22 protein-coding genes and 1 pseudogene are annotated in these 26,256 nt (G+C 70.2%); 7 read left to right on the top strand and 16 right to left on the bottom strand.

From position 1 onward, the window contains the following. Positions 1 to 198: 198 nt before the first annotated feature. Positions 199 to 1,470 (bottom strand): DUF418 domain-containing protein, encoded by a 1,272-nt coding sequence (locus ACGFNV_RS28850; protein ID WP_393626184.1) that lies wholly within the window; start codon positions 1,468 to 1,470, stop codon positions 199 to 201. A 99-nt stretch (positions 1,471 to 1,569) separates the two neighbouring features. On the opposite strand from ACGFNV_RS28850, the gene ACGFNV_RS28845 reads away from it, so the two are divergent. Next, entirely contained in the window at positions 1,570 to 1,698 is a 129-nt protein-coding gene (locus ACGFNV_RS28845) for a hypothetical protein (protein ID WP_393626182.1), read from the top strand. A 130-nt stretch (positions 1,699 to 1,828) separates the two neighbouring features. On the opposite strand, the gene ACGFNV_RS28840 is transcribed toward ACGFNV_RS28845, so the two are convergent. Together ACGFNV_RS28840 and ACGFNV_RS28835 are read right to left on the bottom strand one after the other, a co-directional pair. After that, entirely contained in the window at positions 1,829 to 2,956 is a 1,128-nt protein-coding gene (locus ACGFNV_RS28840; RefSeq protein ID WP_393626181.1) for a sensor histidine kinase, read from the bottom strand. Beyond that, a complete protein-coding gene (locus ACGFNV_RS28835; protein ID WP_393626179.1) occupies positions 2,953 to 3,648 on the bottom strand; it encodes a response regulator in 696 nt (231 codons plus the stop codon). The genes ACGFNV_RS28840 and ACGFNV_RS28835 overlap by 4 nt, the downstream gene beginning before the upstream one ends. Positions 3,649 to 3,812: 164 nt before the next feature. Between ACGFNV_RS28835 and ACGFNV_RS28830 the strand changes: the two genes are divergently transcribed. After that, the gene (locus tag ACGFNV_RS28830; protein ID WP_393626178.1) at positions 3,813 to 5,033 is read left to right on the top strand and encodes a DUF418 domain-containing protein; all 1,221 of its coding nucleotides are present in this window, start codon (positions 3,813 to 3,815) and stop codon (positions 5,031 to 5,033) included. 146 nt (positions 5,034 to 5,179) lie between these two features. On the opposite strand, the gene ACGFNV_RS28825 is transcribed toward ACGFNV_RS28830, so the two are convergent. The 7 genes from ACGFNV_RS28825 to ACGFNV_RS28795 all read right to left on the bottom strand — a co-directional run bounded on the left by ACGFNV_RS28825 (position 5,180) and on the right by ACGFNV_RS28795 (position 12,029). After that, positions 5,180 to 5,758: an MBL fold metallo-hydrolase gene (locus ACGFNV_RS28825; protein WP_393626416.1), complete on the bottom strand. Its 579-nt coding sequence runs from the start codon at positions 5,756 to 5,758 to the stop codon at positions 5,180 to 5,182. Between the two features lie 423 nt (positions 5,759 to 6,181). Beyond that, a complete protein-coding gene (locus ACGFNV_RS28820) occupies positions 6,182 to 7,015 on the bottom strand; it encodes an enoyl-CoA hydratase/isomerase family protein (protein WP_393626176.1) in 834 nt (277 codons plus the stop codon). A 49-nt stretch (positions 7,016 to 7,064) separates the two neighbouring features. Next, the gene (locus ACGFNV_RS28815; RefSeq protein ID WP_393626175.1) at positions 7,065 to 8,075 is read right to left on the bottom strand and encodes an alpha/beta fold hydrolase; all 1,011 of its coding nucleotides are present in this window, start codon (positions 8,073 to 8,075) and stop codon (positions 7,065 to 7,067) included. Positions 8,076 to 8,280: 205 nt separating this feature from the next. Beyond that, positions 8,281 to 8,940, bottom strand: coding sequence for a response regulator (locus ACGFNV_RS28810; RefSeq protein WP_393626173.1), 660 nt, complete (start codon positions 8,938 to 8,940; stop codon positions 8,281 to 8,283). Positions 8,941 to 9,070: 130 nt separating this feature from the next. Next, on the bottom strand, positions 9,071 to 10,249 hold the full coding sequence (locus ACGFNV_RS28805) for a low temperature requirement protein A (protein ID WP_393626172.1): 1,179 nt from the start codon (positions 10,247 to 10,249) through the stop codon (positions 9,071 to 9,073). Positions 10,250 to 10,309: 60 nt separating this feature from the next. Next, on the bottom strand, positions 10,310 to 11,161 hold the full coding sequence (locus tag ACGFNV_RS28800) for an alpha/beta fold hydrolase (protein ID WP_393626170.1): 852 nt from the start codon (positions 11,159 to 11,161) through the stop codon (positions 10,310 to 10,312). 49 nt (positions 11,162 to 11,210) lie between these two features. Next, entirely contained in the window at positions 11,211 to 12,029 is an 819-nt protein-coding gene (locus ACGFNV_RS28795) for an oxidoreductase (protein ID WP_393626168.1), read from the bottom strand. 188 nt (positions 12,030 to 12,217) lie between these two features. Here ACGFNV_RS28795 and ACGFNV_RS28790 point away from each other — a divergent pair, with 188 nt between their 5' ends. Next, a complete protein-coding gene (locus ACGFNV_RS28790; protein WP_393626166.1) occupies positions 12,218 to 12,796 on the top strand; it encodes a TetR/AcrR family transcriptional regulator in 579 nt (192 codons plus the stop codon). A gap of 52 nt (positions 12,797 to 12,848) precedes the next feature. Here ACGFNV_RS28790 and ACGFNV_RS28785 read toward each other — a convergent pair. Further along, positions 12,849 to 13,673, bottom strand: a pseudogene (locus tag ACGFNV_RS28785) (hypothetical protein). 253 nt (positions 13,674 to 13,926) lie between these two features. Here ACGFNV_RS28785 and ACGFNV_RS28780 point away from each other — a divergent pair. Beyond that, positions 13,927 to 16,587: a glycosyl hydrolase gene (locus ACGFNV_RS28780; RefSeq protein WP_393626165.1), complete on the top strand. Its 2,661-nt coding sequence runs from the start codon at positions 13,927 to 13,929 to the stop codon at positions 16,585 to 16,587. A gap of 39 nt (positions 16,588 to 16,626) precedes the next feature. Here the strand turns inward: ACGFNV_RS28780 and ACGFNV_RS28775 are convergent, their stop codons facing one another. Both ACGFNV_RS28775 and ACGFNV_RS28770 read right to left on the bottom strand, forming a co-directional pair. After that, complete coding sequence (locus ACGFNV_RS28775) at positions 16,627 to 17,031, bottom strand: acetyl-CoA synthetase (RefSeq protein WP_393626164.1); 405 nt, start codon at positions 17,029 to 17,031, stop codon at positions 16,627 to 16,629. 200 nt (positions 17,032 to 17,231) lie between these two features. Beyond that, positions 17,232 to 18,095: a LysR family transcriptional regulator gene (locus ACGFNV_RS28770; protein WP_393626162.1), complete on the bottom strand. Its 864-nt coding sequence runs from the start codon at positions 18,093 to 18,095 to the stop codon at positions 17,232 to 17,234. A gap of 93 nt (positions 18,096 to 18,188) precedes the next feature. Between ACGFNV_RS28770 and ACGFNV_RS28765 the strand changes: the two genes are divergently transcribed. Then, positions 18,189 to 18,926 carry an SDR family oxidoreductase gene (locus ACGFNV_RS28765; RefSeq protein WP_393626161.1) on the top strand — a complete coding sequence of 246 codons (738 nt, stop codon included), beginning with the start codon at positions 18,189 to 18,191 and terminating at the stop codon, positions 18,924 to 18,926. A gap of 12 nt (positions 18,927 to 18,938) precedes the next feature. Here ACGFNV_RS28765 and ACGFNV_RS28760 read toward each other — a convergent pair whose 3' ends face one another. After that, positions 18,939 to 20,408, bottom strand: coding sequence for an APC family permease (locus ACGFNV_RS28760; RefSeq protein WP_393626159.1), 1,470 nt, complete (start codon positions 20,406 to 20,408; stop codon positions 18,939 to 18,941). Between the two features lie 77 nt (positions 20,409 to 20,485). Continuing rightward, on the bottom strand, positions 20,486 to 21,220 hold the full coding sequence (locus tag ACGFNV_RS28755; RefSeq protein WP_393626158.1) for a FadR/GntR family transcriptional regulator: 735 nt from the start codon (positions 21,218 to 21,220) through the stop codon (positions 20,486 to 20,488). Between the two features lie 681 nt (positions 21,221 to 21,901). Between ACGFNV_RS28755 and ACGFNV_RS28750 the strand changes: the two genes are divergently transcribed. Continuing rightward, the gene (locus ACGFNV_RS28750) at positions 21,902 to 23,356 is read left to right on the top strand and encodes an amino acid permease (protein ID WP_393626156.1); all 1,455 of its coding nucleotides are present in this window, start codon (positions 21,902 to 21,904) and stop codon (positions 23,354 to 23,356) included. 389 nt (positions 23,357 to 23,745) lie between these two features. Further along, a complete protein-coding gene (locus ACGFNV_RS28745) occupies positions 23,746 to 24,576 on the top strand; it encodes a hypothetical protein (RefSeq protein ID WP_393626155.1) in 831 nt (276 codons plus the stop codon). Between the two features lie 89 nt (positions 24,577 to 24,665). On the opposite strand, the gene ACGFNV_RS28740 is transcribed toward ACGFNV_RS28745, so the two are convergent. Continuing rightward, entirely contained in the window at positions 24,666 to 26,096 is a 1,431-nt protein-coding gene (locus tag ACGFNV_RS28740; RefSeq protein ID WP_393626153.1) for a glycoside hydrolase family 43 protein, read from the bottom strand. Positions 26,097 to 26,256 lie beyond the last annotated feature (160 nt).

Below are 26,256 nucleotides of genomic sequence, written 5' to 3'. Positions count from 1 at the left end.
GTCCGCGCAGGCAATGGGCCGAGCGGACACTGCTGGCGTTGCTCGGCGGCGTTGTGTCCTGGGTGACGGCTCGGTGCCCAGGCCCGGCCGTGACCGACCCATGACCTTCGGTGGAAGCCTGCAAGGACTGAGCGGCTTGCCGGATCCGTGAGCGGTCCAGGCCGGGTGGGGCGTGGAGGCGTCCCACCCGGCCGGGTGTCATCGGATGTGCTTCGCCGAGTTGGTGGCGGCGTGGAGCAGGTACTCCAGGGGGCCGCGGCGGAAGAAGCGGGACCAGACGGCGGCGAACAGGGTGGCGCCGAGGATGAACATGAGCAGCGGCGCCCATGATTGCTGGGTGCTGGTCCCGGCGGGCAGGGACAGCGCGGACTGTGCGAGGAAGTGGCCGACGTAGGCGGTCAGGGACATGGTGCCCACGGCGATGACCGGTTTGGCCAGGCGGCGCAGTCGCGGCAGGCGGTCCATCGCCACCGTCGCGCCCACGATCACGAGGATCGCGACTCCGGCGCTGCCGATGATGTCGAACGTGGTGCCGCTGTGCGGCCCGGCCGTCAGGAGCGACGACGCCGGCATGTCGGGGAACGACCCGCTGTCCAGGGGCACCGACCCGCTGTCGAGGGGCAGTGACCCGGAGCCGCCGGACGACGGCCCGTCTTCCGCCATGCTCCTCAACGCCCCCTTGCCGGCCAGCAGCAAGGACATGCCGTACGCGGCCACGGTGAGGGCGGCACCGAGCGCGGCAAGGCGCCGCTGAACAGTGCCGGAGGACAGGTCGAGGCGGCCCAGTGCCATGCCCGTGATCACGAACGACATCCACGTGAGCGCCGGGTAGAAGCCACTGAGCAGCAGATCGAGCACTCCCACGTTGCTGAGCCGGTGGAGCGGGTCGTAGGCGTTGATGCTCTGCCGGATCGGGTCGGTCACCAGCGCGTTCAGGACGAACGCCAGCTGCGGTGTGACGAGGGCGAGCGCGGCCGCGGTGATCGCGAGTGTCCTGGCGCGCAGTCGCACCAGGGGCAGGGCAAGGAGGAAGTAGACCCCGTAGAAGCCGAGGATGATCACTCCCCCGTACTCCGTGGCCATCGCGGTGCCCAGCGCCAGCAGGACCAAGGCCCGGATCGCGATCCGGGCCTTCGCCTGTCGGCCGGCCAGGCCGGTCTTGGGCTCGCGGCGGCCGGCGATCAGCATCAGTGAGAACCCGGCGAGGGTGGCGAACAGGACCGAGGAGTGACCGTCCGCCAGGTACCGGATCCAACTGGCGACGCCGGTCGTGGCGGACAGCGGGGGGCCGATGTGCACGACGTACATGCCGAACACCGCCAGCGCGCGGGCCAGGTCCACCCCGACGAGGCGTCCCGTCGAGGGACCGGGCGAGGCCGGCGCAGCGGACTCGGGGGAGGTCCGGGGCTGCGGAGGCGAGTTCTCCCGCGGAGCCGACGTGCCCTGCGGTGTCATTGGTGTCTGCGACATGTGGAGACCCTCGCGTCGCCGCCGGGCGGGGAGCCATCCGGCAGGCTTCGGTAACGGCCCCGCCGACCGGCGGGTACCGCCCCGCCGACCGGCGGAGTCTTGTTCCGACCGAGACACGGCCGCAAGAAGCGCTTCCGCCGGCTGATCAGCGGCATGCCCACCGGCAAACTGCGCGCCCGGCTCACCTCGATGGCCGACCACACAGGTGTCGCAATCATCGCCGAGTGAGGGAAACCACCCCCGCATCCCCGGAACACGCACACGATGCGTGCCGCCCGGACGCGGCGAGAACGCGGTGGACCAGAACGCCCGACACCGTTCGGGGCGTGCGGCTGAGCATGAGTTCTGGCAACAGGACTCACTTCCGCTCAGTCCCTGGGAACGGTATCCGCAGCCGCACCCGGTAGCCGCCCTCCGCGGTCGGGCCGGCAACCAGGGTGCCGTGCAGGATGTCGGCCCGTTCCCGCAGACCGACCAGGCCCTGCTGCGAACCGGGGAGGGAGAGTGAGGGACGCGTGGGCGGGGTGTTGGTGACGGTCACTCCGACGTCGTCGCCGTCCTGCCACAGCTCGACGCACGCCGTGGCACCGGGGGCGTGCTTGCGGACGTTGGTCAGCGCCTCCTGGACCGTACGGTAGAGGGCCCGTTGGGCGGGGGTGCCCACGGCGGGCGGAAGCTCGCCCGACAACTCCGCGTGACTGCCGCTTGATTCCACCAGTTTGCGCAGGTCGGCCAGAGTGGGCTGAGGGGTCAGCTCCGTGGCGGCGCCGCCGGAGGCGCGCAGCAGTGTGACCATGGTGCGCAGTTCGTCGAGCGTGGTGACGCTCAGCGAACGGATCGTGCGGGCGGCTTCTTTGGCGTCCGCGTCCTTGGCGGCGACCTGCAGGGCTCCGGCCCGTACGGCGATCAGGCTGACCTGGTGCGAGACCACGTCGTGCATCTCGCGGGCCAGTTGGGCGCGTTCGCGCGCGAGGACGGCCTGGGCGTGCAGGGCCCGCTCGTGCTCCCTGGCCTCCTCGATCTCGACGAGCCGCCGCGCCAAGTCCCTGTGAGTCTGGAGAAGTTGGGCGATGAGGACCGGTGCGGCGGCGGTCGCCAGGCTGTACACGAAGGTGATCAGCGTCATGGTCCGGCCGACCTCGGTGAGGCCGACCAGGGGCCACGGAGTGCTGTTCGCGACGGCGGTCAGGGCGACGCAGACCGCGAGGAGAGGGCGGTTGCGGGAGCGTTCGGCCAGGGTGAACAGCGCCGCGAGCGGAGCGACGGCGACGGGCTGCGTCAGCGAGATGGGCAGGGTGAGCAGGAACACGCCGAGCGGGAACCGGCGCCGGAAGGCCAGTGCGGCGCAGCCGAGCGTGGCCAGCGCGACGCCGAGGCGGGTGTCGTCCAACAGGTTCAGCCACACGTCCACGGCCGCTGCCACCACCAGGACGAGGTCGACGACCGGCGCGGGCAAACGCTCCCACAGGGCGCGGGCGCGCTTCATCGCCCGGACCTCGACCGCGGGCGTTCGTCGAGCAGACCGGCCCGCTGCGCCAGCAGCGCCGCCTGCACCCGGCTCGTCACCCGTAGCTTGGTGAGGATGGCGCTGACGTGGTCCTTGACCGTGCCGGCACCCAGGTGGATGCGGGCCCCGATGTCGGCGTTCGACAGGCCCTCGGCCACCAGGACGAGGACGTCGCGCTCGCGGGCGGTGAGAAGCCGGACGCGGGCTGCCTCCTCGTCGACGGCCGCCTCGGTGCCGGGGTGGCTGTGCAGCAGCGTCCGCGACGCCTTGGGGGAGAGCACCACGCCGCCGGCGGCCAGGGTGCGTACCAGGTGGGCGAGTTGCTCCGGCTCGGTGTCCTTGAGCAGGAAACCGGCCGCACCGCGGTGCAGCGCGGTCAGGATGTACTCGTCGGCGTCGAACGTCGTCAGCATCGCCACCACCGGAGCGTCCGGCCTCGCCCGCAGCTCACGCAGGACGGTGAGCCCGTCGACGTCCGGCATCCGGATGTCCAGCAGCACCACGTCCGGCCGCTCCCGGCGGACGGTTTGCACAGCCTCGCCGCCGCTCGCGGTCGCGACGACCTCAATGTCCTCGGACGCGCCCAGAATGAGTTCGAAGCCCGAGCGGACCAGTGCCTCGTCGTCCACCACCACTACCCGGATCACGCGCTCCGCCTCACCATCGTTCATGCCGTCCGGCCCATGCCGCCTCGACCCTAAAGCCATGCGGAGCCCCGGCGGCCCGACGAGCGGCAGCTCCAGCCACACGGCGGGGCAGCACCCACCAGTCGGCAGGGACACCGCAGCCTTCTGCCGGATAGTCCATGGTCGGCCCGGTCTCCAGCCTGAGCGGCATGACACCTCACGCGGACTCCCCGCTGCCCCCGGCCGACGCACCGTCCTCTGCACGCGAGCGCAGTGAGCCCTCGACGGGCGCGCCCGGCGTGGGCCGACTGTTCGGGCTGGACCTGGCCCGCGGCCTGGCCGTCTTCGGCATGTACGCGGTCCACGTGGGCCCCGCCCCGGATCAGGGCGGTGTCATCGGCTTCCTGATGGAGCTGGCGCAAGGCCGCTCCTCCGCCCTGTTCGCCGTCCTGGCCGGCTTCGCGGTCGCCCTCATCACCGGGCGCCGCACGCCGAAGACCGGTATGGCCGGCCGTCAGGCCGTCGCCAAGGTCGTCATCCGAGCCGTGATCCTGCTGGCCCTGGGCACGGCCCTGACCCTGACCGGCACCCCGGTCGTGCCGATCCTCGCCTTCTACGGACTGTTCTTCCTGCTCGTGCTGCCGCTGTACCGGCTGGGCGCCAAACCGCTGGCGCTGATCGCCGCAGGGTGGGCCCTGATGGGCCCGCAGCTGCTGTACGTGCTGAAGCCGGTGGTCGGCGACCGCGCATTCCCCACCGTCGGCGAGGCCGACGGCCTCGTCTCGTTGCTCTTCACCGGCGGCTACCCGGCCCTGACCTGGGTCCCGTTCGTCATCGCCGGTATGGCTGTCGCCCGTCTCGACCTGGCCGCCACCGCCGTCCGGATACGTCTCGCCCTCACCGGTGTCGCCCTCGCCGTCACCGGCTATGGCGGCTCCTGGCTGGCGCTGCGTCTCGTGCCCGGTGCCGCCGAGGCCGTCCGGGAAGCCACAGGGAGGCCTGGCATGTCGTCCATGTCGTCCATGTCGTCCGCGTCGCCCGGCAGCGAGGGCATCTTCGGCGACACCCCCGCCGGGATGCTGGTCGCCTCCCCGCACAGCGAGGCGACCCTGTCCATCGTGGGCAACACCGGTGTGGCGCTCCTGGTGATCACCGCGTGCCTGGCCGCCATGGACGCCTTCCCCCGGCTGCGCCGCCTGACCAAGCCCGTCATCGCGGTCGGCTCGATGTCACTCACGGCGTACGTCTACCACATCGTCGCCATCTGGCTCCTGGACACCGAGGCACTGACCGTCCCGCCCCTGTACATCCTGCTCGGCTTCATCGCGTCCATCACCGTCCTCGCCACCCTCTGGTCCCGCTTCTTCCAGCGGGGGCCGCTGGAGTGGCTGATGGGCAGGGCGACCGGGATGGCCCGGCGCATTCAATGACAGCAATCCGAAGCGGCACGGGCCGCGAGATCCCGCCCGTGTCCCCTCGATGCCCCATTGCGTAGATCACTCCGGCTGACCCGCCACGGACAAGGGCGGGAACCGGTCGGGCGCAAGCGCGGGGTCTCCTTCTGACGAGAGGCGGTTCAGTCCTTGGGGCCGAACATGTAGGCGTTGGCGACATCGATGAGTGCCACGCCCCTGTAGGCGGGGTAGCGCGCGGTGATGGCCTTCTTGTAGGCGTCGCCGTCGTCGCCGAGCAGTTCGCGGCCGGCGTTGACGTAGTCGGTGAGTTCGGCCCAAACGGCCGGGTCGGTCGGCTCGCCGTGGCCGGGGAGGATGGTGTCGTACTCGGTCTCGGCGGCGAAGCGGTCGATGTTGGCCTGCCAGCCGTCGAAGTCCTTGTCCAGGAACCACAGGTGGGTGTGGGCGTAGACGACGTCCTGGGCGACCAGTACGCCCTGCTCGGACAGCTTGATCACGAGGGTGGTGTGGATCTCGCCGCCGGTCACCTTCTCGAACTCGAAGGGGATGCCGTCGATGACTTCGGTGCCCGGGGTGATCTCCACGGTCGGGGTCATGCCGGCGAGCGGGATCGGGGTGCCGGTGGGCAGGTCGGTCTTGTCGCCCATCGCGACGATCTCCGCGGTGGTCTCCGGCAGGGCGTGTACGGGGACGTTGAAGCGGGCCGCGCCCTGGTAGTGGTCGGGGTGCGCGTGGCTGATGACCAGGCGGTCGATCGGCGTGCCGAGCCCCTGGGCGTAGGCGGCGGCCTCGTCGGCGTAGGTCAGGACGAACTGGGCGTCGACGGCGATGATCCGCGACGGCGTCTCGATCAGTTGGGGGTGACGTCCAGGCCGTCCCCGGGCGCCGTGTAGCTGTGGATGCGTACCCGGCCCTTGTCGATGACGGTGATGCTGCCGTGCATGGTCGTACTCCTGACGCAGGTAGGGGATGGGGGGACCGGAGAGTCGGTCACCGTGCGGTTCGAGCTGGGTGCGGTCGAGTCCTGAACCGCGTTTCCGCGGTCAGCCTGCGGCCATGCGCCTGGCCGCTTCCGATGCCAGGATCCGCCCCGCGCCGGCGGAGCGCGGTCTCCCTACGGAGGGAGGCGATACGAAGCGGGTGTCATCGCGCGTGGACGGCGTCTATGCCTGTTCGTTGATGAGGCCGGCGTAGTGGCCCAGGTTTCGTTCGATCTCGTCGAGACCGATCTCGGCGATGGCCTTCCCGAGTTGCGGCACGCGGGCCTGGAATCCCGGCCAGTTGACGGACTCCGCGAACTCCGCCCAGGACGCGCGCAGGTCAGCCACGGGCGGCAGGGTCGACCGGTTGATCTGCGCCTTGGCGCCCAGGACGGACGCCTTGTCGAAGGCCGCGATGCGCGCCGCGACACCGTAGACGAAGGCGTCGAGTTCGGTGTCGGGGACGGCCCGGGTCACCCAGCCGTACTGTTCGGCGCGCTCGGCGTCGTAGTCCTCGCTGGTGAGGATCGCTTCGAGCGCGCGGTCCCGCCCCAGCAGCCGGGCCAGACGGTCACTGCCGCCACCGCCCGGGACGATGCCGATCGCGACCTCGGGCTGGCAGAAGAACGCCTCCTCGCGGCTGGCGTAGCGCAGGTCGAAGGCCAGGGTGATCTCGTCCCCGCCACCCCGCGTGCGCCCGCGGATGGAGGCGATGCTGATGAACGGGGCGCTGGTCAGGCGGGTGACGAGTTCGACCCACGTCGGGGTCCCGTCCGCGGCGTTCAGGGCCAGGAGTTCGGGCACCTGGCCGAGATCGGCGTGGTTGAAGAAGTATCCGGGCGTGCCGCTGTCGAAGACGACGACCTGAACCTGTTCGTCCTTGCTCAACTCGTCTACGACGTGCAGCAGTTGGACGACTGTGTCCGCACCGACGACGTTCACCGGCGGATTCGTGAAGGTGACCCTGCGGATCTTCGGCGCCACGGTCTCGATCTTGAACATGCTGTTCTGGGTCATGCTGGGCTCCAGTGCTGAGGGGGGATACGTGCAGTCCGCGGCGGGGCTGTCAGCGGTCGAGGAAGGTGTTCACCTCGGTGCCGAACTTGACGGCGTACTGGTAGAGGAAGCCGTGGCCGGCGTCCGGGTAGATGTGCAGTCGGGCGTCGGGGAGGTACTTGGCCAGCAGGTGGGAGTTCTTGGCGGGCATGAGGATGTCGCTCTCGCCGTCGGCGACCAGGGTGGGCTGGAAGAGGGCGTGCAGGCGCACCAGCTTGGACTTGTCGGGGATGCCCCACTCGGACCACGCGGTGAGCTGGCGGTCGCGGGTGGCCAGGCTGGAGGGGGCGTCGTGGTCTGTGGTGCGCTCGCCGAGGCGCTGCAGGAACTCGCCTCCCGCGGCCTGGCTGGAAGCGGTGTTCTTGAAGAAGAGGAAGAGGTAGTCCTCGGGGCCGGGGTTGTCCTTGAGGGTCCGCTGCAGGATGTCGGGGTCGGATGCGCGCTGGTCCACACCGCCCTGGGGGCCGGTGGCGGCCAGGACGACGCGGCGGACCTGCCAGGGGCGGCGCAGCGCGACCTCCTGGGCGACCTCGCCGCCGAGGGAGAAGCCGAACACGTCGTAGCGGGACAGCTTGAGGGCGTCGATGAACTCGATCGCGTCCAGGGCCATTTGCTGGACGGTGCTGGGGGTGGTGCCGGTGGAGCCGCCGACGCCGACGTTGTCCACGAGGATGACCTCGCGCTTGGCGGCGATGGTGTCGATGAGCCTGGGGTCCCAGCTGTCGAGGGTGCCGCGGAAGTGCTGGAAGAAGACCAGGGGCACGCTGCCCGCACCGGGGTGGCCGAATCGACGGTACTGGTAGGTGACGCCGTTGGCGGCTTTGACGCGCAGGTTGGGGGCCGTGCTCGCGCTCTCGGTGGTCTGCGTCCGGGTCACCGAGTGCCCCGTGCCGCTGGAACTGCCGCTCACGGCGTTGGCCATGCTCGGTGCCGTGGCGGTGAGGGCCGCGACGACCGACACGCCGGCCAGCGCCATCGCGGTCCGCCGGGAGACACGGGTCGGTCGATTGGTTGAAGGCATGCCATTTCCTTGGGTAGGGCCGAAGGTCGCCTCCGGCGCGTTGCATTGCTGTGCGTCAGGCGTATGGGTGTTCCGTGGGGTGCGCGCGAGCGGGAAGCGCCGACGCCGGTGGACCGGGGCCGGCGAAGGAGCCCCGCATGATCGACATGCCCAAAAGCTAGGCAGCGGCAAGGTCGTCGGAAACCATCCCGAGCGCCCGGCGGGGTCATCCGCCAGGGCGAACCAGTCCGCTCTCGTAGGCCACGACGACGGCTTCTATCCGGTCGCGGACGCGTAGTTTGGCGAGGATGCGGGCCACGTGGGTCTTGACCGTGGTCTCGCCGAGGAACAGCTTCCCGGCGATCTCCGCGTTGTTCAGCCCGCGGGCGACCAGACCCAGCACCTCACGCTCGCGGTCGGAGAGTACGTCGAGGCGTCTGTCGGTGAGGGGAGCGACGGCGCCCGTGACGTACCGGTCGATCAACCGCCGTGTCACCGACGGGGCGATCACCACGTCGCCGCGCAGCACACCGCGGATGGCGATGAGCAGCTCGGCGGTCGGTGTGTCCTTGACGAGGAAGCCGTTCGCTCCCGCACGCAGGGCCGCGTAGGCGTACTCGTCGCGGTCGCACGCGGTGAGGACGAGCACGCGCGTGTCAGGCAGGGCGGCGCGCACTTGCGCGGTGGCCGAGATGCCGTCCAGGCGCGGCAACCGCACCCCCATGAGGACGAGGTCGGGGCGTAGCGTGAGTGCCTGTGCCACGGCCGCCTCGCCGTCCCCGGCCTCGCCGACGACCGTGAGGTCCGGCCGGCCGTCCACCACCATGCGCAGTCCGACCCGCATCAACTCCTGGTCGTCGCAGACCAGCACGCCGGCCTCTGTCATGGCGCCCCGCCCCCGCACCGCACCACCCACTCCGGCACGCCGACTCCGGTGACGATGACGGTAACGACGTAGCCCATGAATTCCTCCTGCTGAAATGCGGTGAAGGTGAAGGTGAAGGTGAAGGTGAAGGTCAGGTGTTCCTGTCGGCGACCAGGGGGCCTGAGGGGATCGGCCTCGCACGCGCGTCCCGCGCCGACCGGCGCTCTTCGAACACGGCCAGGGCGACGACGATCGCGGCGGCGACGACGGCCGACAGGTAGGCCGGGACCGCCGTCGTGACGGCGCAGCCGATGACCAGAGCGGACAGCGCGAGCAGCCGTGACCAGAGCAGGTCGTCGAACAGGGTTGCCCCGTGCCATGCCTGCGGGACGAGGTAGAGGGCCGGCCCGCCGAACAACAGCAGGTTCGTGGTGATACCGGCGTGTTCCAGGGGATGGGCGATGACGCGTTCGTCGGCCACGGCCACGGCGATCAACCCGGCGACCGAGGCCATGAGGCTGATGACGCCGCTGCGCGCGGCCCGCATCGGGTCCTCGGTCCTCTGGAAGTGCCGTACGACGCGCTCGGAGCGGCTGAAGAACAGCCAGAACAGCGCGACCGTGCCGGTGAGTGCCACACCGCTGGTCAGCAGGGTCATCGGCTCGTACGGGGCCGTGGTGAGCGCGGTGCCGGTGGTCATGACCGTCTCACCCAACGCGATGATCACGAACAGGCGTCCGCGCTCCAGCAGGTGCCCACCGGCGAAGCCGACCTGCCGCGACTCCAGACGGCGGCCGGGCAGCGGATGTGCCGTCCAGGTGCCCGCCAACTCGATCGTCAGCGCCGCGGCCCACCACGCCGGCCGCGCGCCGCCGTGGACCGCCGCGCCGGTCAGCCACAGGGGTGCGGCCGCGACGAACCAGACCAGCACGCGAACGAAATGCTCCTGGTTGACATCGTCGAGGCCCACCCTGAGCAGCCATACCGTCCGGCCGAGGTGAATCAGCAGGAACGTGACGACGAAGACCCACCCGGCGTCGCCGAAGGCTCGCGGAATCGCGGCGTTCATGAACAGTCCGACGAGCATGACCGCCAGCAGCATCCGCCGGGTCCGCGGGTCCTCGGCCGGGACGAGGGTGACCGCCCAGGCGGTGTACGCCCACGCCGCGTAGACCGCGAGGTAGAGGACGAGAGTCTGGGCGGCGCCGGTCCAGGTCGGGTGTGCCAGCAGCTGATGCGACAGCTGGCCGATCGCGAAGACGTAGACGAGGTCGAAGAACAACTCCAGCGGCGTGACCTCGCGGCGCGCCGGATCGCTGGTCAACTCCACGATGGGCTCCTCGTTCGGGGAGGCGTTCCGACTCCCGTGGTGTCGGGCTTCGTTCAGTGGTCAGTCGGCGAGGAAGGCCGTCACCTGGGTGGCGAAGTCCTTGGCGTGCTGGAAGAGGAAGGCGTGGCCGGCGTCGCTGTAGGCGACGAGGGTGGCGTGGGGCAGGTGCTGCACGGCGGTGTAGGAGGCCAGGGGGGTGATCATCACGTCCCGCATGCCGGTTGCGTACAGGACGGGCTGGCGGATGCTCTCCAGATCCGCTCGCACCTGCTCGAAGGGAATCGCCGCGTCCTTCGCGATCGCGGAGATCTGGCCCATGGTCGCCGCCTCGGACACCTCCGGGAGCCCGGTGGCCAGCCGGGTGGCCACCCTGGCGAGGTGGGCGTAACCGGCGGCGCGTCCCGTCTCCGTCTCCGGGAAGAACAGGAACACCAGGTCGTCCCCCGTGACCTCGGGCTTGGTCATGGTGGCCCGCACCTTCGGGTCGGGCTCGGGTGCGCCGGGCACCGTGCCGCCGGGGTTGGCGGCCGCCACGACCAGCCTGCGCACCAGGTCGGGCCGCCGGCGGGCGATGTCCTGGGCGACGGTGCCGCCCAGCGTCCAGCCCAGCAGGTCGACCTGCGTGAGGCCGAGGGCCTCGATGAACTCGACGGTGCCGTCGGCGAGTGACTCGACGGAGTCGCGCGGAGTACCGGTGGTGTAGCCGGTGCCGACGTTGTCGAACACGATCACGTCGTGCTCGGCGGCCAGGTGGTCCAGGAGCTCGGGGTCCCACCAGTCGAGGGTTCCCCGGACCCGGTTCAGAAGGACCAGCGGGGTGCCGCCGGTCGGGCCGAGGCGCCGGTAGGTGAAGGTCGCGGAGGGACCGTCGACCGTGCGGTCCTCGGCAGCGTCTGCCAGATAGGTGCTCATGTCGAGCTTCGCTTTCCTGTCGTCGTGGTCTGGAGGCGGGGGCTGAACGTCAGGCGGCGGGCAGGCGGTTGAGCTTGCGCAGCTGCTGGTCGAACATGCGGGAGGGAACCATGCGGCGCATGGTGCGGACGCGTCCGGTGATGGCGCCGGCGGTGTAGCGCAGCTTGGGCTTCGCGTCGGTCGCCGCCGAGACGATCTCCTTGGCGACGACGGAGGGGTCGTCGCCGTCCTTGACGGCCTGGGCCATGTACTCCTCGAAGACGTGGCGCTGGTGGGCGTAGACGTCCAGGGGCTGGTCGGGGCGGACGCTGGCCGCGTCGAACGCGGTGCTGGTCCAGGCGGGTTCGACGAGCAGGACCCGCACGCCGTGCTCGCGGACCTCGTGGTCGACGGACTCGGAGTAGCCCTCGACAGCGTGCTTGGAAGCGGCGTAGACGGCCATGTAGGGCTGCGGCATGAACCCGACGATGGACGAGATGTTGATGATGCGTCCGTTGCGCCGGCCGCGCATGTGGGGCAGGACAGCGTTGGTCATGCGGATGACGCCGAGGACGTTGATGTCGAACAGGCCCTGCGCCTGCGCGGCGGAGCTTTCCTCCGCCGCGCCCGCCGAGCCGATGCCGGCGTTGTTGACCAGGACGTCGATCCGTCCGAACCGGGCGATCACCTCTCCGACCGCCGCGGTCACCGACGCGTCGCTGGTGACGTCGAGGTCGAGGAAGGTCACGCCCTTGAGCGGGGTGACGTGCGCGGTGTTGCGGCTGGTGCCGATCACCTCGTGGCCTGCCGCGGCCAGCGCGAGGGCGGCCGCCTTTCCGATGCCGGAGGACGCGCCTGTCACGAGGGCTACCGGTCGTGTTGTGGCCATTGTGGGCTCCTGACTCATGGGGTCGATGTCGATCGGTTGCATCAATGTATCAGCTTCTTACCTAACAGCAACAGTAAAGAATCAGTTAGCTAGTGAGTTGATGCGCGGAAGGATCAACTAATCGGATACCGGTAGCATTCACGTATCCTGTACGAGGGGCCGGGCAGCGAATCAGACAGGAGACAGACATGGGCCGAGCACTGCGGGCAGATGCCGAGCGCAGTGTGCGCGCGATTCTGGAGGCGGCGGAGCGGGTCTTCGCCCAGGACGCCGGCGCCTCCATGGAGCAGGTCGCCGAGGCGGCGGGGCTGACCAGGATCACCGTGCACCGCCGGTTCGCGAACCGGCAGGCCCTGCTGGAGGCGCTCGCCGTCTCCGCGAAGCAGCAGCTCATCGACGCCATCGAGGAAGCCCGGCCGGACGCCGCTCCCGCACTCGTGGCGCTGCACCGAGTGACGGCGAACGTCCTGCGGGTCAAGAACACCTGGCGCTTCACCCTCAGTCACGCCACGGCTCACACCCCCACCGCAGCCGCCCTCTGGGACGAGATCAACGCCCACACCGTCTCTCTCATGAATCGGGCGCAACGCGAGGGGCTGCTCGCTCCGGACGCCGACCTGGAGTGGACGCGGCAGGTGTACTACGCCCTCCTCAGCGAAGCCATCAACAGGCCCGGCGCGGAGCAGGGCCCTGCCGCACAGGATCCGGACGCACTGGCCACGCTCGTCATCGACACCCTCCTGCACGGCGCGGGGCCACGCGGCTGAGCCGCGACGCAGCCCCCCGGTGGGTGGGCGCTGCCGGCGTCAGGGTGCCGCCTCAGGGGCGGGGAGGAGTGTCCAGGAACCGGTGGAGGGACGACGTCATGCTCTCCACGAAGGAGTCACGGGCCCGTTCGGGGACCAGGTCCAGGGACAAGTACGGGTTGAGGTCCTCCAGTTCGACGAGGAGCAGTTCGCCTTCCTGGGTGCGGCAGGCGTCCACGCGCTGGATGCCGTGGTCGAGGGTGTTCCAGTCGATGAAGCGCCGGGCGAAGGCGAGGGCTCGTAGGGTTCGGGGACCCAGCGCCGTTCGGGGTCGGGGGCGTGGAGGGCGTACTGGAAGGCGTCGTCGACGAAGTAGAAGGACACCTCGTAGCGGAAGTCGACGCGCGGTTGGACGAGGATGTCGCCGTAGGCGAGGTCGTCCAGTTGCTTCCGGGGTACGAAGGTCAGGCCGATGGAGTCCGCGCCTGCCTTCGGCTTGACCGCGTACTGGCCGACTTCGGGCAGCAGGTGCAGGTCCTCGGGCCGGTCGATGGTGGGGATGACCGGGTATCCGGCGGCGGTCAGGTCCAGCAGGTACTGCTTGCCGGCCATGTCGCCCCGGCCGGACAGCGGGTTGTAGATCCGGGTGCCGCGGGCCCCGTGGCCTGTTCCCGGAAAGCGTCGTACTCCTTCTGGTAGTGCAGTACGGGTCCGCTGTTACGGACCACGACCCCGTCGAAGGCGTCCATCAGTGAGGCGGCATCCAACGGGTGGCACAGGGCGATGTCGAAGGCGTCCCGCAGTCGGGAGGTCAGGAAGATGTCCTCGTCGCAGTAGCGCCGCCCCCGGCCTGGTAGGCGAGGTCGGTCACGAACAGAACTTTGCGGCGGTCGGGCATCGCGGATCTCCTCAGGTCGTGCAACGAATCTACAGGGGAGCGGGTGTGCGACCGGGTTCGGCGGCGCGTGCACAGCGAGTCTCCAGGCGGGTCTCGACCGACCAGCAGCCGACGGGCCCTCGATGTCCTCACGCCGACGAACCGTCACGAAGTGGCAGGCTCTGGTCAAGGCCTTCTCAAGCGTCGGACGCCTACTCCCACCCGTGGTCAGGTCTCTACCGACGGTCTGTCGACGCCCGTTTGGGAGGACCTGGTGCCAGCACCAACCCGTAGAAGACGATGGCTGACGATCTGCGCCAGCACCGCATCCGCCGGACTCCTCGCGATACCCGCGAGCGCCGCACCCGGCGGCGACAGCAGCCCCTTCGGGGTCCGCGCACTCGCCCAACTCGCCGCCGGACACGAGCAGTCGGTGGGGGCCATGAGCCCCAAGGTGGCGGAGGATGACGACGACGGCAACGAGGCCGACGAGATAGCCGAGGGCGCGGACCAGTACGCCGAGGCCCGCACCTCACCCGGCATCGTCGCACCGGGCGCTTACGGCGCCGCGTGGGCCGCCCTGACCGATCTGCCCAGGACCAAGGGGAGTTGGCGCAGCGTCACAAACCTGCCGTACAACTCCGACGACCCGCGCTACCGCGACATCGACTCCAACTCCAGCGGCGGCTCGGGCAACGTCACCGGTCGGACGGCCGCGATGGCCGCCGACGACGCCGGGTACGTGTACGCGGGCAGCGCGGGCGGCGGCGTGTGGCGCTCGCGCAGCGGGGGAGGGCACTGGAAGCCGATCAGCGACCGGCTGTCCTCGCAGTCCACCGGCGCGCTCGCGCTCGACGGGACCGGACGGCTGTGGCTGGGCACCGGCGAGGCGTCCACCAACGCGGACGCGTACCTCGGCAGTGGCGTCTACGTCCTGTCCGACCCACACCACGGCACGTTCTCCTCGCGCAGCCGGGTCGGCGGCGACGAACTGGAGTCCACCACCATCCACGAGCTGCGGTTCGGCGGCGGCAAGGTCTGGGCGGCGACCAGCGAAGGCGTGTGGAGCCACTCCACGAAGAAGCTCAGCGGTGCCTGGAAGCTGGAGTTCGCGCCCAACCCCGACTATCTGCCGGGCGGTTCGAAGGCCGACGACCCCGACGCGGCGTACAAGAACATCGCCAACGACATCGCCATCGACCCGAAGGACCCCTCGAAGGTGGTCCTCGCGGTCGGCTGGCGCAGCGGTGACGACTACAACGGCTTCTACACGAGGGACGCCAAGGCCTCCCACGGCACCTGGACCCGGATCACCAGCGGCTTCGGCGACCTGCCGACCGACGCGGACGACGTCGGCAACGTCACCTTCGCCCGCTCCGCCGACGGCTCCCGTTACTACGCCATCGACCAGTCGCCGGAGCAGCTGAACACCAACCCGGACAGCGGTCTGGAAGGCATCTACGTCTCCAAGTCCGGCTCTCCCAAGGGCCCATGGACGAAGATCGCCGACTACAAGGGCCTGGCCGCGGACAACTCGGCACTGACCACTCCTGGCTACATGCCGGGCGTGCAGGCCTGGTACAACCAGTTCCTGACCGTCGATCCGGTGAACGCGGAGCACGTGTACGCGGGCCTGGAGGAGGTCTACGAGACCCAGGACGGCGGCGGCACCTGGTCCACCGTCGGCCCGTACTGGAACTTCACCTTCCCCTGCTGGAGCATCGACCCCGCCAAGCAGACCGGCGACTGCAACCAGACCACCCATTCCGACCAGCACGGCGTCGCCATCGGCCGCTACCACGGAAAGAGCTTCGTCTACGTCGGCAACGACGGCGGCGTCTACAGGCGCCCGGTCGACGGCGCCCAGGACTCCTCCGGCCACGCGACCGACTGGACCTCGCTCAACGACGGCACCATCGACACCCTGCAGTACTACTCGGTGGGCGTCGGCAAGGACCTGGACCACGGCGGTGTCTCCGTCACCGGCGGCCTGCAGGACAACGGCCAGTCGATCCTGCGCAGCAACGACAAGGTGATGGGCTCCAACTTCGGCGGCGACGGCGGCGACACCCTCACCGACCCGGCCAACGGCTGCAACATCGCCGAGGAGTACGTCTACCTGTCCATCCAGGTGACCCAGAACTGCGCGGTCAACGACGGCAGTTGGGCCACCGACGCCAGCAAGGCCACGTCCTACAACGTCGCCCCGGCCGACAACGCCACCGGCGAGGCCCGCTTCATCGCCCCGCTCGCGGCCGACGCGAAGAACAGCTCGACCTGGATCGCGGGCGGCCGGCACGTCTGGGTGCAGACCCACGGCTACGCCATCCGCAGCGGTGACGAGTGGAAGAGCGTGTACGACCTCGGCGCCGGCCACACCGCGACCGCCGTCGCCGCCTCGGGCGGCAAGGTGTACGCGGCCTGGTGCGGCCCCTGCAACAACCAGGGCTTCGCCCGCGGCATCTCCGTCGGCAACGCGGACGGCACCGGCTGGCACGACATCACCCTGCCCGCCACCGGTGCGGACGGCACCGTACCCAACCGCTACCTCAGCGGCTTCGCCATCGACCCGAGGAACGCCGACCACGTCTACCTCACGGTCAGCGGTTTCTCCCGCCAGTGGACCGAGGGACCGGGCGCCGGTGTCGGCCACGTCTTCGAGTCCAGGGACGGCGGCACCACCTGGAAGGACATCTCGGCGAACCTTCCCGACGTACCGGCCGACTCCGCGGTCGTCACCCCGAGCGGCGGCCTCGCCGTCGCCACCGACCTCGGCGTCGTCCACCGCGCCCCGGGCCACACCAAGTGGCAGCGCGTCGGATCGCTCCCGGCCGTCGCCGTGCTCCAGCTGAAGCCGAGCCCCGACGGCCGCACGCTGTACGCGGCGACGCACGGCCGCGGCATCTACCGCATCCCCGTGCGTGACGTCGACTGACCCGACAGTCGTACGGAGCGGTGATCCCGGCCCTCGGGATCACCGCTCCGTCGTGTGCGGCACCACACTCACCTCGAGCGTGAAGGCGACCCGCGCCGCGCCCGCGACGTCCGGCGCCTTGGCGAGCGCGGTGACCTCCGCCGTGCCGCCCCGGGTGCCCGCGCACCGCAGTGCGGCGCGGGCGGAACCGTCCCCCTCCACCCGCCATCCGGACGTCACGACGAGAACCGGCGCGGAGCTGTGGACGGCCACCCATCGTTTGTCGTCGGAGCGGGGTTCGAGGATCAGCGACACAACGGTCCCGGGCCGCACGCACAGCCGCTGTCCGGGCGCGCCACCGGGAGCGACGGTGACCTCGGCGTGTCCGGCGGCGCAGGCGCCGGCCGAAGCGGAAGAGGACGGGTTCGCGAGGGTGGGCGTCGGCGTGCTGGTGCCCGGCTCCATCGTGCGCCTCCCGGACGGCTCCCCAGTAGCTCCGCCACCCCCGGTCGAAGTACCGCACGCGGCCACGACGACCACCCCGGCGATCACCCACGCCCCGGCCCACCACCGCATCCCAGCACCTCCCGGCCGCCCGTATGGATGCCAGTCTGCTCCTTGCGGGGCGCCCTGCCGCCGCTGCGTAGCCTTCCGACCACGGTCGCTCATAGCTGTGTGGCTGTACGGATCAGCCCGGCGAGGGCGACGGAGCGGCTGTGCGCGGGCCAGGCGATGTGGGTGACGACGGGAGGCGCGTCGGTCAGGGGGACGGCGGTGTGCTCGGCCCATAGCCAGGCGCGGGCGGATTCGGGGAAGACGGCCAACGTGCGTCCGAGGGCGATCAGCTGGGCCAGCTGGGTCTGGTCGTGGATCTCGGGGCCAGGGCCGGGCGGGTAGGTGCCGTGGCGGGACCAGCGGGCGAGCGGAAGGTCGGGGACGTCGCTGACGTCGGCCAGGGAGAGCGTCTCGCGCGCGGCGAGGGGGTGTCCGGCGGGCAGGATGGCGATCTGCCCCTCGGTCAGCAGTTCCTCGCTGTCGAACCCGGCGAGGGAGTTGAACGGCGCGTGCATGAGCGCCACATCGGCGCGGCCGTCGCGCAGCATCTCTCCCTGCTCACACATGCCGCTCGGCAGCACCTCGAGCTCGGCGGCGTCAGGCTGGGCCGCGTAGGCGGCGAGGAGTTTCTGCAGCAGTTCGTGGGACGCGGCGGCCTTCACCGCCAGCACCAGGCGGTTGCGGGGGCCGCCCGGGCTGTCGGCGCCACCGGCGCGACGGGCGCGGCGAGCGGCAGCGGCGGTCGCGTCGAGGGCCGCACGGCCCTCGTGCAGCAGTACCTCTCCGGCGCCGGTGAGGGAGACACCGCGGCGGTTGCGTTGCAGCAGACAGACACCGAGGCGCCGTTCGAGCTGCTGGATCGCCCGGGACAGCGGTGGCTGCGCCATGCCGAGGCGCTCGGCGGCGCGGCCGAAGTGCAGCTCCTCCGCGACGGCCAGGAAGTACCTCAACTCGCGGGTTTCCAAGGCGTCCATGGCCGCAGCCTACTTCCGTGATACCTGCCGGGTATGACAGGGCACCGTATCGGTGTTGGATGCGCCCCGCGTCCGCGAGTGAACATCAGCGGCATGAGCGAAACGAAGACCGCGCTGGTGACCGGCGCGAACAAGGGGATCGGGTATGAGATCGCGGCCGGGCTGGGCGCCCTCGGGTACCGCGTGGGCGTGGGAGCCCGCGACGAGGCCCGGCGCGAGTCCGCCGTCGAGAAGCTGTGTGCCGCCGGGGTGGACGCGTTCGGGGTGCCCCTGGACGTGACCAGCGGCCAGAGCGTCACCGAAGCCGCGGAGCTGGTCGAACGGCGGGCCGGGCGCCTGGACGCCCTGGTCAACAACGCCGGCATCTCGGGAGAGACGGGGCCGGGATGGGTTCAGGATCCGACCACGCTCGACCTCGACGTGGTCCGCACGGTCGTGGAGACCAACGTGATCGGTGTCATCCGGGTGACCAACGCGATGCTGCCGCTGCTGCGGCGCTCGACGTCGCCACGCATCGTCAACGTGTCCAGTGCCGTCGCCTCCCTGACACGCCAGGCGGACCCGGGCATCGAGATCGGCCCCGTCATGGCGGCGTACTCGCCGTCGAAGTCGTTCCTCAACGCCGTCACCGTGCAGTACGCCCGACATTTCGCCGGTACGAACGTCCTGATCAACGCCGCCTGCCCGGGCCTGGTCGCGACCGACTTCACCGGTTTCCACGGACCCCGTACTCCTGAGCAGGGCGCGGCCACGGCGATCCGGCTCGCCACGCTGCCCGACGGCGGCCCGACCGGTTCGTTCTTCGAGGACGACGGCGTCATCCCCTGGTGACTTCGGCCCGTCTCACTCCGCGTCGGCGACGATGGAGCCGACGCGTTCGGCCAGGGTCGGGTCGCGGCGGACCAGGAGGGTTGCGTAGCCGACGGCGGCGAGCAGGGCGGCGATCGCCGCGTAGGGGAACCAGTTGTACGGCGCGGGCTGGCCGGGCTTGGCGAGGTAGTACAGCGGTACCAGGATGGCCACCGTGCCGAGCGCGGGCAGGAGGAGGTGCCGGACGACCCGGAACTCCTGCGGGCGGTATCTGCGGTAGTACAGCGGCAGGGCGATGTTGGAGGCGAGGTAGACCAGCAGGATCAGGATGGCGCCGAGCGTCGAGGACTCGGTGAAGAAGACCACCGGGTTCATCCGGCCGCCCTCCGAGCCCAGCAGGTGGCCCAGGCCCCAGCCGCCGATGATCAGCAGGGCGATGGCGGTGAAGGTGACGATCGCGTTGTTCGGGGTGCGGCGGACGGGGTGGACGTAGCCGAAGAAGGAGGGCAGCAGACCCTCGCGTCCGGCGTTGAACACCAGGCGGGCCTGGGAGTTGATGCCCGCGATCAGCACGCCGAGGGTGGAGGTCAGACCGCCGAGGTAGGCGAGGAACGCCAGCACGCCGAGGGTGTCGTGGGCCACCTCGATGAAGGGGATGCGGGAGGCCCCGAGTCGGTTCACGTCGTAGCCGAAGCCGGTGACCGTGGCGTAGGCGAAGAGGATGTAGCTCACCGTCATGATCGCGACGGAGGAGAACACGGCGCGGCCGACGTTGCGCCGCGGGTTCTCCGTCTCCTCGGCGAGTGCCGCCGAGTTCTCCCAGCCGATGAACAGGTACACCGCCAGCGGGAAGCCCGCCGCCAGACCCTTGAAACCGTCGCTGATGTGGCTGGGCAGGAACGGGTCGAAGGACAGGTGACCGCGGTGTTCCACCAGCGCCGCGACCGAGACCACGACCAGCACCAGCATCTCCGCGCCGAAGAAGTAGCCGGCCCACTTGGTGGAGACGACCACCCCGCGCAGCATCAGCACCACCGCCAGCCCGGTCAGCAGCAGCGTCCAGATGATCCACGGCAGGTCCACGCCGGTGTAGTGGTGCAGGGTGATCTGCACGAACCCGCCGGAGATCGAGACGACGCCGGCCATCGCGATGATGTAGCCCAGCGCCGCCAGCAGCGCCGTGGTCACCGCGCTGACCGGTCCGAAGGTCCTGCCCACGAAGGTGATGAAGCTGCCCGCCGAGGGGTGCGCCCTGGAGAACTCCGCCAGCGTGTTGCCGAGGAGCGCGACCGCGACACCCGCGGCCGCGATGGTCAGGGGCGACGCCACACCCGCGGTGGTGGCCAGGAAGGCGAAACCGAAGAAGAAGCTCATGGCCGGGCCGACGTTGGCCATCGTGGCGGCGGCGATGTCCGCCATGCCGAGTACGCCGCCGCGCAGCCGCTGGGGCGCGCCGCCGACGGGACCCGGCGGGGACAGCGGACCTGCTCCGGGGTTGGGCATGGCGGCAACTCCTCGTGCGGTGTGGCGGCGTGGTGGGTGCGCGGGGTGTCGAGGTTCGGGCGGGGACGGGCCGGGCGTCAGCGGTGCCGGGCACGCTGGTGTGCCTTCACCGCCCGCACGGCCGGATCGGTCGCACCCCGCCCGAGCTCGGTGAGCACGTCGGCGTGACAGCGGTTCTGCGCCCGTACCACCTCGGGCTGCGGCGCGGGCAGCAGCAGGCTCAGCCGGCCGAGCAGATCGGCGGCGAACTCACGGATTCCGGCGCCACCGAGCGCCTCCGCGAGGTCCAGGTGGAAGCGGGTCTCCAGCTCGGCCAGGCGGGCCGGGGCGTCGGTCCCTTCCATCTCCTCGACCAGTGCGCGAAGCCCGTCCAGCCGCTCGGCCGGTACCTCTCCCGAACCGTGCGCCACGAGACCGCACTCCAGCAGCAGATGGAAGGCGTCCAGCGAAGCCGCCTCCTCCGCGTCGTGCATCAGGGCGACGACCGTGTCCCAGCCCTGCGCGACGAAGGTTCCGCCCGCCCGTCCGCGCCGACGGTCGAGCAGGCCGTCCTGGCACATGCCCTCCAGCGCGCGGCGCACGGTGATCTCACTGATCCCCAGCTCCTCGGCGAGGACCCCGGCGTCCGGCAGCCGGTCCCCGGGCTGCACGGATCGCAGTCGCACCCGCAGTGCGATCCGCGACCGGACGAGATCGGATCCGCTCTGGCCCCCGAGAGGCAGCGCGCGGGCGTGTGCCACGCCGATGACCGAGGTCGTAGGAGCCGGGCCCGGTTGGTTGTAAGGCCCGAACTTGCCCGCTGCATTCACCACGGCGCCACCCTAACGGCCCGCTGATCGCGGTCGGGGCCCGCGACGGACACGGTTCCGCGCGCCAGGACGGGGCCCGGCACGTGACGGTCCGGCCGACCGGGACCTGTGAGCGGGAAGGTCCGCGGGTGGTTCCCGCGGCGACGCGACGGTGTGCTGCATGAGCGGCTCCCAGGGGGAGGGGAGGTGTCGCGACGGGAGGAGCGGATCGCGATGCAGCAAAAAATTAGAGCAAGGTGAACAGTTAAACAAGACCTCGCCGCGACCGGTCGGGAAGTCGGCGGAGAGGATCGGGTCGTCGGCGGGTCACCATGGGGCTGAGCAGGGAATTTGCACCTCGACGAGAGCGTCGTCGGGATCCGTCGGCAGGGTGCGTACGGGCTGGGGCGCCGTCGGTGGACAGTACGCGGATCCCATGGAGCGGGCGACGGGACCCTTGTTTTTTTCGATCGTCCTGAACTATTTTCCTGACCGCCACCGGCACAACCCGTGACCGCCACCGGCGCGACCGGTCCAGCAGGCACCTGCCCGGAGGCCACGGTCCACCATGCCCGCTCCGCGACCGTGATCGCCACCCGCCCCGTTACCCGGTACCTCGCACGCCCCGCCCGGTGGAATCCCTGCGGCCACCCCGGCCGATCCCGCCGGAACCTTCCCTCGTCCCATCTGCCCCTGGATGTCGAGATGACCACACGTCCCCCTGTTTCCGCCCCCGACCCGGTGACCACCACCGAGAGCTCCTCGGAAGGATCCGGCCTGCAGGCCGGGCTGAAGAACCGCCACCTGTCGATGATCGCGATCGGCGGTGTCATCGGCGCCGGCCTGTTCGTCGGCTCCGGCTCCGGCATCGCCGCCGCCGGCCCCGGCATCCTGATCTCCTACCTGCTCGTCGGTGTCCTCGTCGTCCTCGTGATGCGGATGCTCGGCGAGATGGCCGCGGCCAATCCCACCTCCGGATCGTTCTCCGCCTACGCCGACCGTGCGCTGGGCCGTTGGGCCGGCTTCACCATCGGCTGGCTGTACTGGTTCTTCTGGGTCGTGGTGCTCGCGGTCGAGGCGACCGCCGGCGCCAAGATCCTGGCCGGGTGGATCCCCGCGGTCCCGCAGTGGGGCTGGGCCCTGATCGTCATGGTGGTCCTGACCGCCACCAACCTCGCCTCGGTCAGCTCCTACGGCGAGTTCGAGTTCTGGTTCGCCGGGATCAAGGTCGTCGCCATCGCCGCCTTCATCGTGATCGGCGGACTCGCGATCTTCGGCCTGCTGCCCGGTTCGGACCACCCGGCATCCGGCTTCTCCAACCTCACCGCGCACGGCGGGTTCCTGCCCAACGGTCCGGGTGCGATCCTCACCGGCATCCTGATGGTGGTCTTCTCCTTCATGGGCAGCGAGATCGTCACCCTCGCCGCCGGCGAGACCGCCGACCCGCGGGCAGCGGTGACCAAGGCCACCAACAGCGTGATCTGGCGGATCGCGGTGTTCTACCTGGGCTCGATCCTGGTCGTGGTGTCGCTGCTGCGCTGGGACGACCCGGCCATCCTCAAGGACGGCTCGTACGTCGCCGCACTGAACTCCGTCGGCATCCCGCACGCCGGCCAGATCATGAACGCCATCGTGCTCACCTCCGTGCTGTCCTGCCTCAATTCCGGTCTCTACACCGCCTCCCGGATGGCGTTCTCCCTCGGCCGCCGCAGCGACGCCCCGGCCGCCCTCGGCAGGACCACGGGCCGCGGAGTGCCGCAGGCGGCCATTCTGGCCTCGGTGGTCTTCGGCTTCGTCGCCGTCGCCTTCAACTACCTGTGGCCGGACACGGTCTTCCAGTTCCTGCTCAACTCCTCCGGTGCGATCGCCCTGTTCGTCTGGCTGGTGATCTGCTTCTCCCAGCTGCGGATGCGCAAGACCCTTCAGCGGGAGGCGCCGGACAAGCTGGTCATCAGGATGTGGCTCTACCCGTACCTGACCTGGGCCACCATCGCGATGATCACCTTCGTGCTGGGCTACATGCTCACCGACACCGCCGACGGCGGCGGCCGCGACCAGGTCGTGCTGTCCACCCTGGTGGCCGTGGGCGTGGTCGTCGTCGCACTGGTCCGCGACCGCCTGGGCCGCAACCGGTCGCACGACACCGTCACCCCGTCCTAGACACCGTCCCTTCGAGTGGGGCCCCGCCCTCGACCGGCGGCGGTGGTGCGCTTCCCCCGCACCGCCGCCGCCCGCTTGCGGAGGCCGCCGCTCGCAGACGATCGGTGATGGCTGCGGGAGCCGAGGGCTGTGCACTCTCTTTACGCAGCACGAGTGAGTCAGCCGGCTTTTCCGCTCGGTGTCGGTGGTGAGTCTCGTACGGTCTGCGTACGGGTCCGGCGGCCGTGGGGGAGGTCCTGACGGCGGGCGCCGGCTGAAAGGCGCACCTGCATGTTGAGGTTGGGGAAGCCGTCGGGCGGGTTCACGGCCCGGATGAGCAGTCGGCGTGGGACCAGGGCACGTGTTCGGCGGCGCGGATGATGTCCCTCGGACCGTCCGTCGCCTGCTGGGTGTTGACGCTCTCTCTGCTGCTCCGTGTCTGGGGCTCGAGTGGGCGGGTGCGGAAGCGGCTGCTGCTGTTGGCGGTCTCCGCGACCGCCGGGGGCGTCTATCGGGCCGCGACCACCGCGCTGTGGGCTCAACCGGCGCAGGGACTGGACTCACGCGGCTTGGCCGGTCTGACGGTGGTCACCGGAGTGACGATCGCGGTCGGTCTGGGGATGGCCGGTCTGGTGGTCGCCGCCGATGCGGGTACAGGTCGGCACGCGTGGCTGCGGCGCGTGCTCGACGGAGCCGTCACGGCCGGGACTGTGTTCATGGCCGGATGGGTCCTCCTCGGGAGAGCCGGTGACGGCTGGCGGCCGGAGACGGGGATGTTCGGCCTCTTGTGGGCCTCGGAAGTCGTGTCCCTCGGTTTTCTGCTCGTCCTGCGACGTCTCGTACGGGGCGACCAGCAGGGCACTGTGTGGGCGGCGATCGTCGGACTGTTCCTCATGCTGATCGGCGACACCCTGCGCCTGCGGATAATCGGCGGCCCGCATGGCCCCGAGGCGATGTCCTTTCAACTGGGCGACGTCTGCGTCACCGCGGGACTGCTGGTGATCGCTGTCGGACCCTGGGTGCCCGGCGGGGGGAGCGTACTGGTCGCGGGTCGGCCGGCGCTGCGGTCGGGGAGCGCGTTCATCGTCCTGACCGTCTGCACCGTCACGGCGCTCGGGTACGCGCTGGCCCCCCTTGCCTACGACCCGGTGTCGCTGCTGGTCGGCGGGACGGTGATGCTGGGCCTCTGGGCACGCCGGATCCTCCTGCCGGGCGAGAACGTCGACAAGGAGGATGACTGAGGGCGCTGACCTGCAAGAACGTGGCGGAGTACGGGGACCGGGCACCAGCCCGGCCGGCGCCCCTTTCGGAGCGCCGGCCGGGCGGGGTATCAGCTCGTCGTGCGGAAGGTGGCGTCGCTGCGGGCCGTCGTGGTGGTGATCGGGTCGAGGCGGAGTTCGTACGCGTAGTGGCGGATGTACCGGTCGGGGTAGTTGTACGACTGGAACGACGACCATGTGGAGTCGGCGAGTCCGGCGACCTGGCGGAAGGTGGCGTCCTGGGCGAACTGGCTGGTGCCGTCGTTGTGGGCGAGCTGGAAGTCGAAGTTGGAGTGCCTCAGGAAGTACCCGGGGAAGTTCACCGACTCGAAGGAGACGGTGCCGGTGCCCGCGAGGCCGGGCCGCAGCCGGAACTTGGCGTCGTCGCTGGTGATGTTCTGGTCGATGCGCACGTCGAAGTTGGTGTGGCGGACGTAGCGGTCCTGGAAGTTGTACGACTGGAGCCGCTGGGCTGCGGTGTTGGGCCAGCGGGCGAGCACACGGCTCTCCTCGGCGGCCGTCAGGTTCAGGATCCAGCCGTGGCGCTTCTTCGTGCCGCCCATGTTGTAGCTGCTTGATGCCTGCTTCTGGTAGGCGGCGGGGTTGGACGGGTCGGTCGTCAGGACCGGCATGTAGCCGCCGCTGGTGGCGTACTGGTCAAGGTAGAGCGCCCACTTGTCGGTGCCGTTGAACTTCATCCACATCGGGCCCTCGACCTGCGAGCCGGTGAGGCCGATGCCGGAGAGGTCGCCGAGCCTGGTCCAGGTCCCGAGGATCGAGTTGCTGCCTTCGAGGGTGATCTGCCCGTCGCCGGAGGCCCGCACGTAGCGGTAGCCGCCCACTCCGGAGGGCAGCTCGATGATCTGGGTGTCGATGATTTCCTGGGTGCCGGGGCGGTCGATGTAGAGCTGCGGGGTGGTGATGGTGCGGAAGTCGCTGGTGCGGGCGTAGAAGATGCGGTGCTTGGTCGCGCCGTTGAAGGGCACGTTCGTCGCCCAGTACAGGACGTAGTCGTTGGTCTCCGGGTCCCAGATCGCCTCCGGGGCCCACGCGTTGCGCCCGTCGGGGATCGCGCCGGCGACGTTCAGCAGCCACGGCTTCGACCAGGTGACCAGGTCCGTCGACTCCCACACCACGAGGTTGCGGCTGCCGTCGTTGATGGACTGGCTCCACGTCTGCCCGCAGCTGATGCACAGGTCGGTCGCGATGATCCAGTACTTGCTGCCGTCGGGGGATCTCACGAACGCGGGGTCACGCACGCCCTGCGTACCGACCGTGGAGCGCAGGACCATGCCGCCGCCGTTGAGGTCGTTCCAGTGCAGGCCGTCGGTGCTGTGCGAGAGGTACATCTGCTGGTTGGTCGCCCCCTCCCCGGTGAAGTGCACCATCAGGTAGCCGGGGTCGGCGGCGGCCGCCTGCTCAGGTGCGGTCAGGGCTTGTGAGGTGAAGAGGAGGCACGCGGCGAGCAATATCGCCGACAGCCGTGCGCGCAGCGCGGACATGTACGTCTCCTGTCGTTCTGCGGATGCCACCATCGGGTGGAGTGGCGCGGTGGAGTGGCGGGGCGGCTCGGTCCCGGTGCCGGTTTTTGGGCGCCCGCGAGGTGGCGCTTCACCTGGGCGGGGTCGGCGACGCGAGCGAGTTGTCCGAAATGGCGAACGG

It is taken from the genome of Streptomyces sp. NPDC048751 (genome assembly GCF_043198595.1).
Taxonomy (GTDB): Bacteria; Actinomycetota; Actinomycetes; order Streptomycetales; family Streptomycetaceae; genus Streptomyces.
This window is presented reverse-complemented; position numbering and strand designations above follow the sequence as displayed.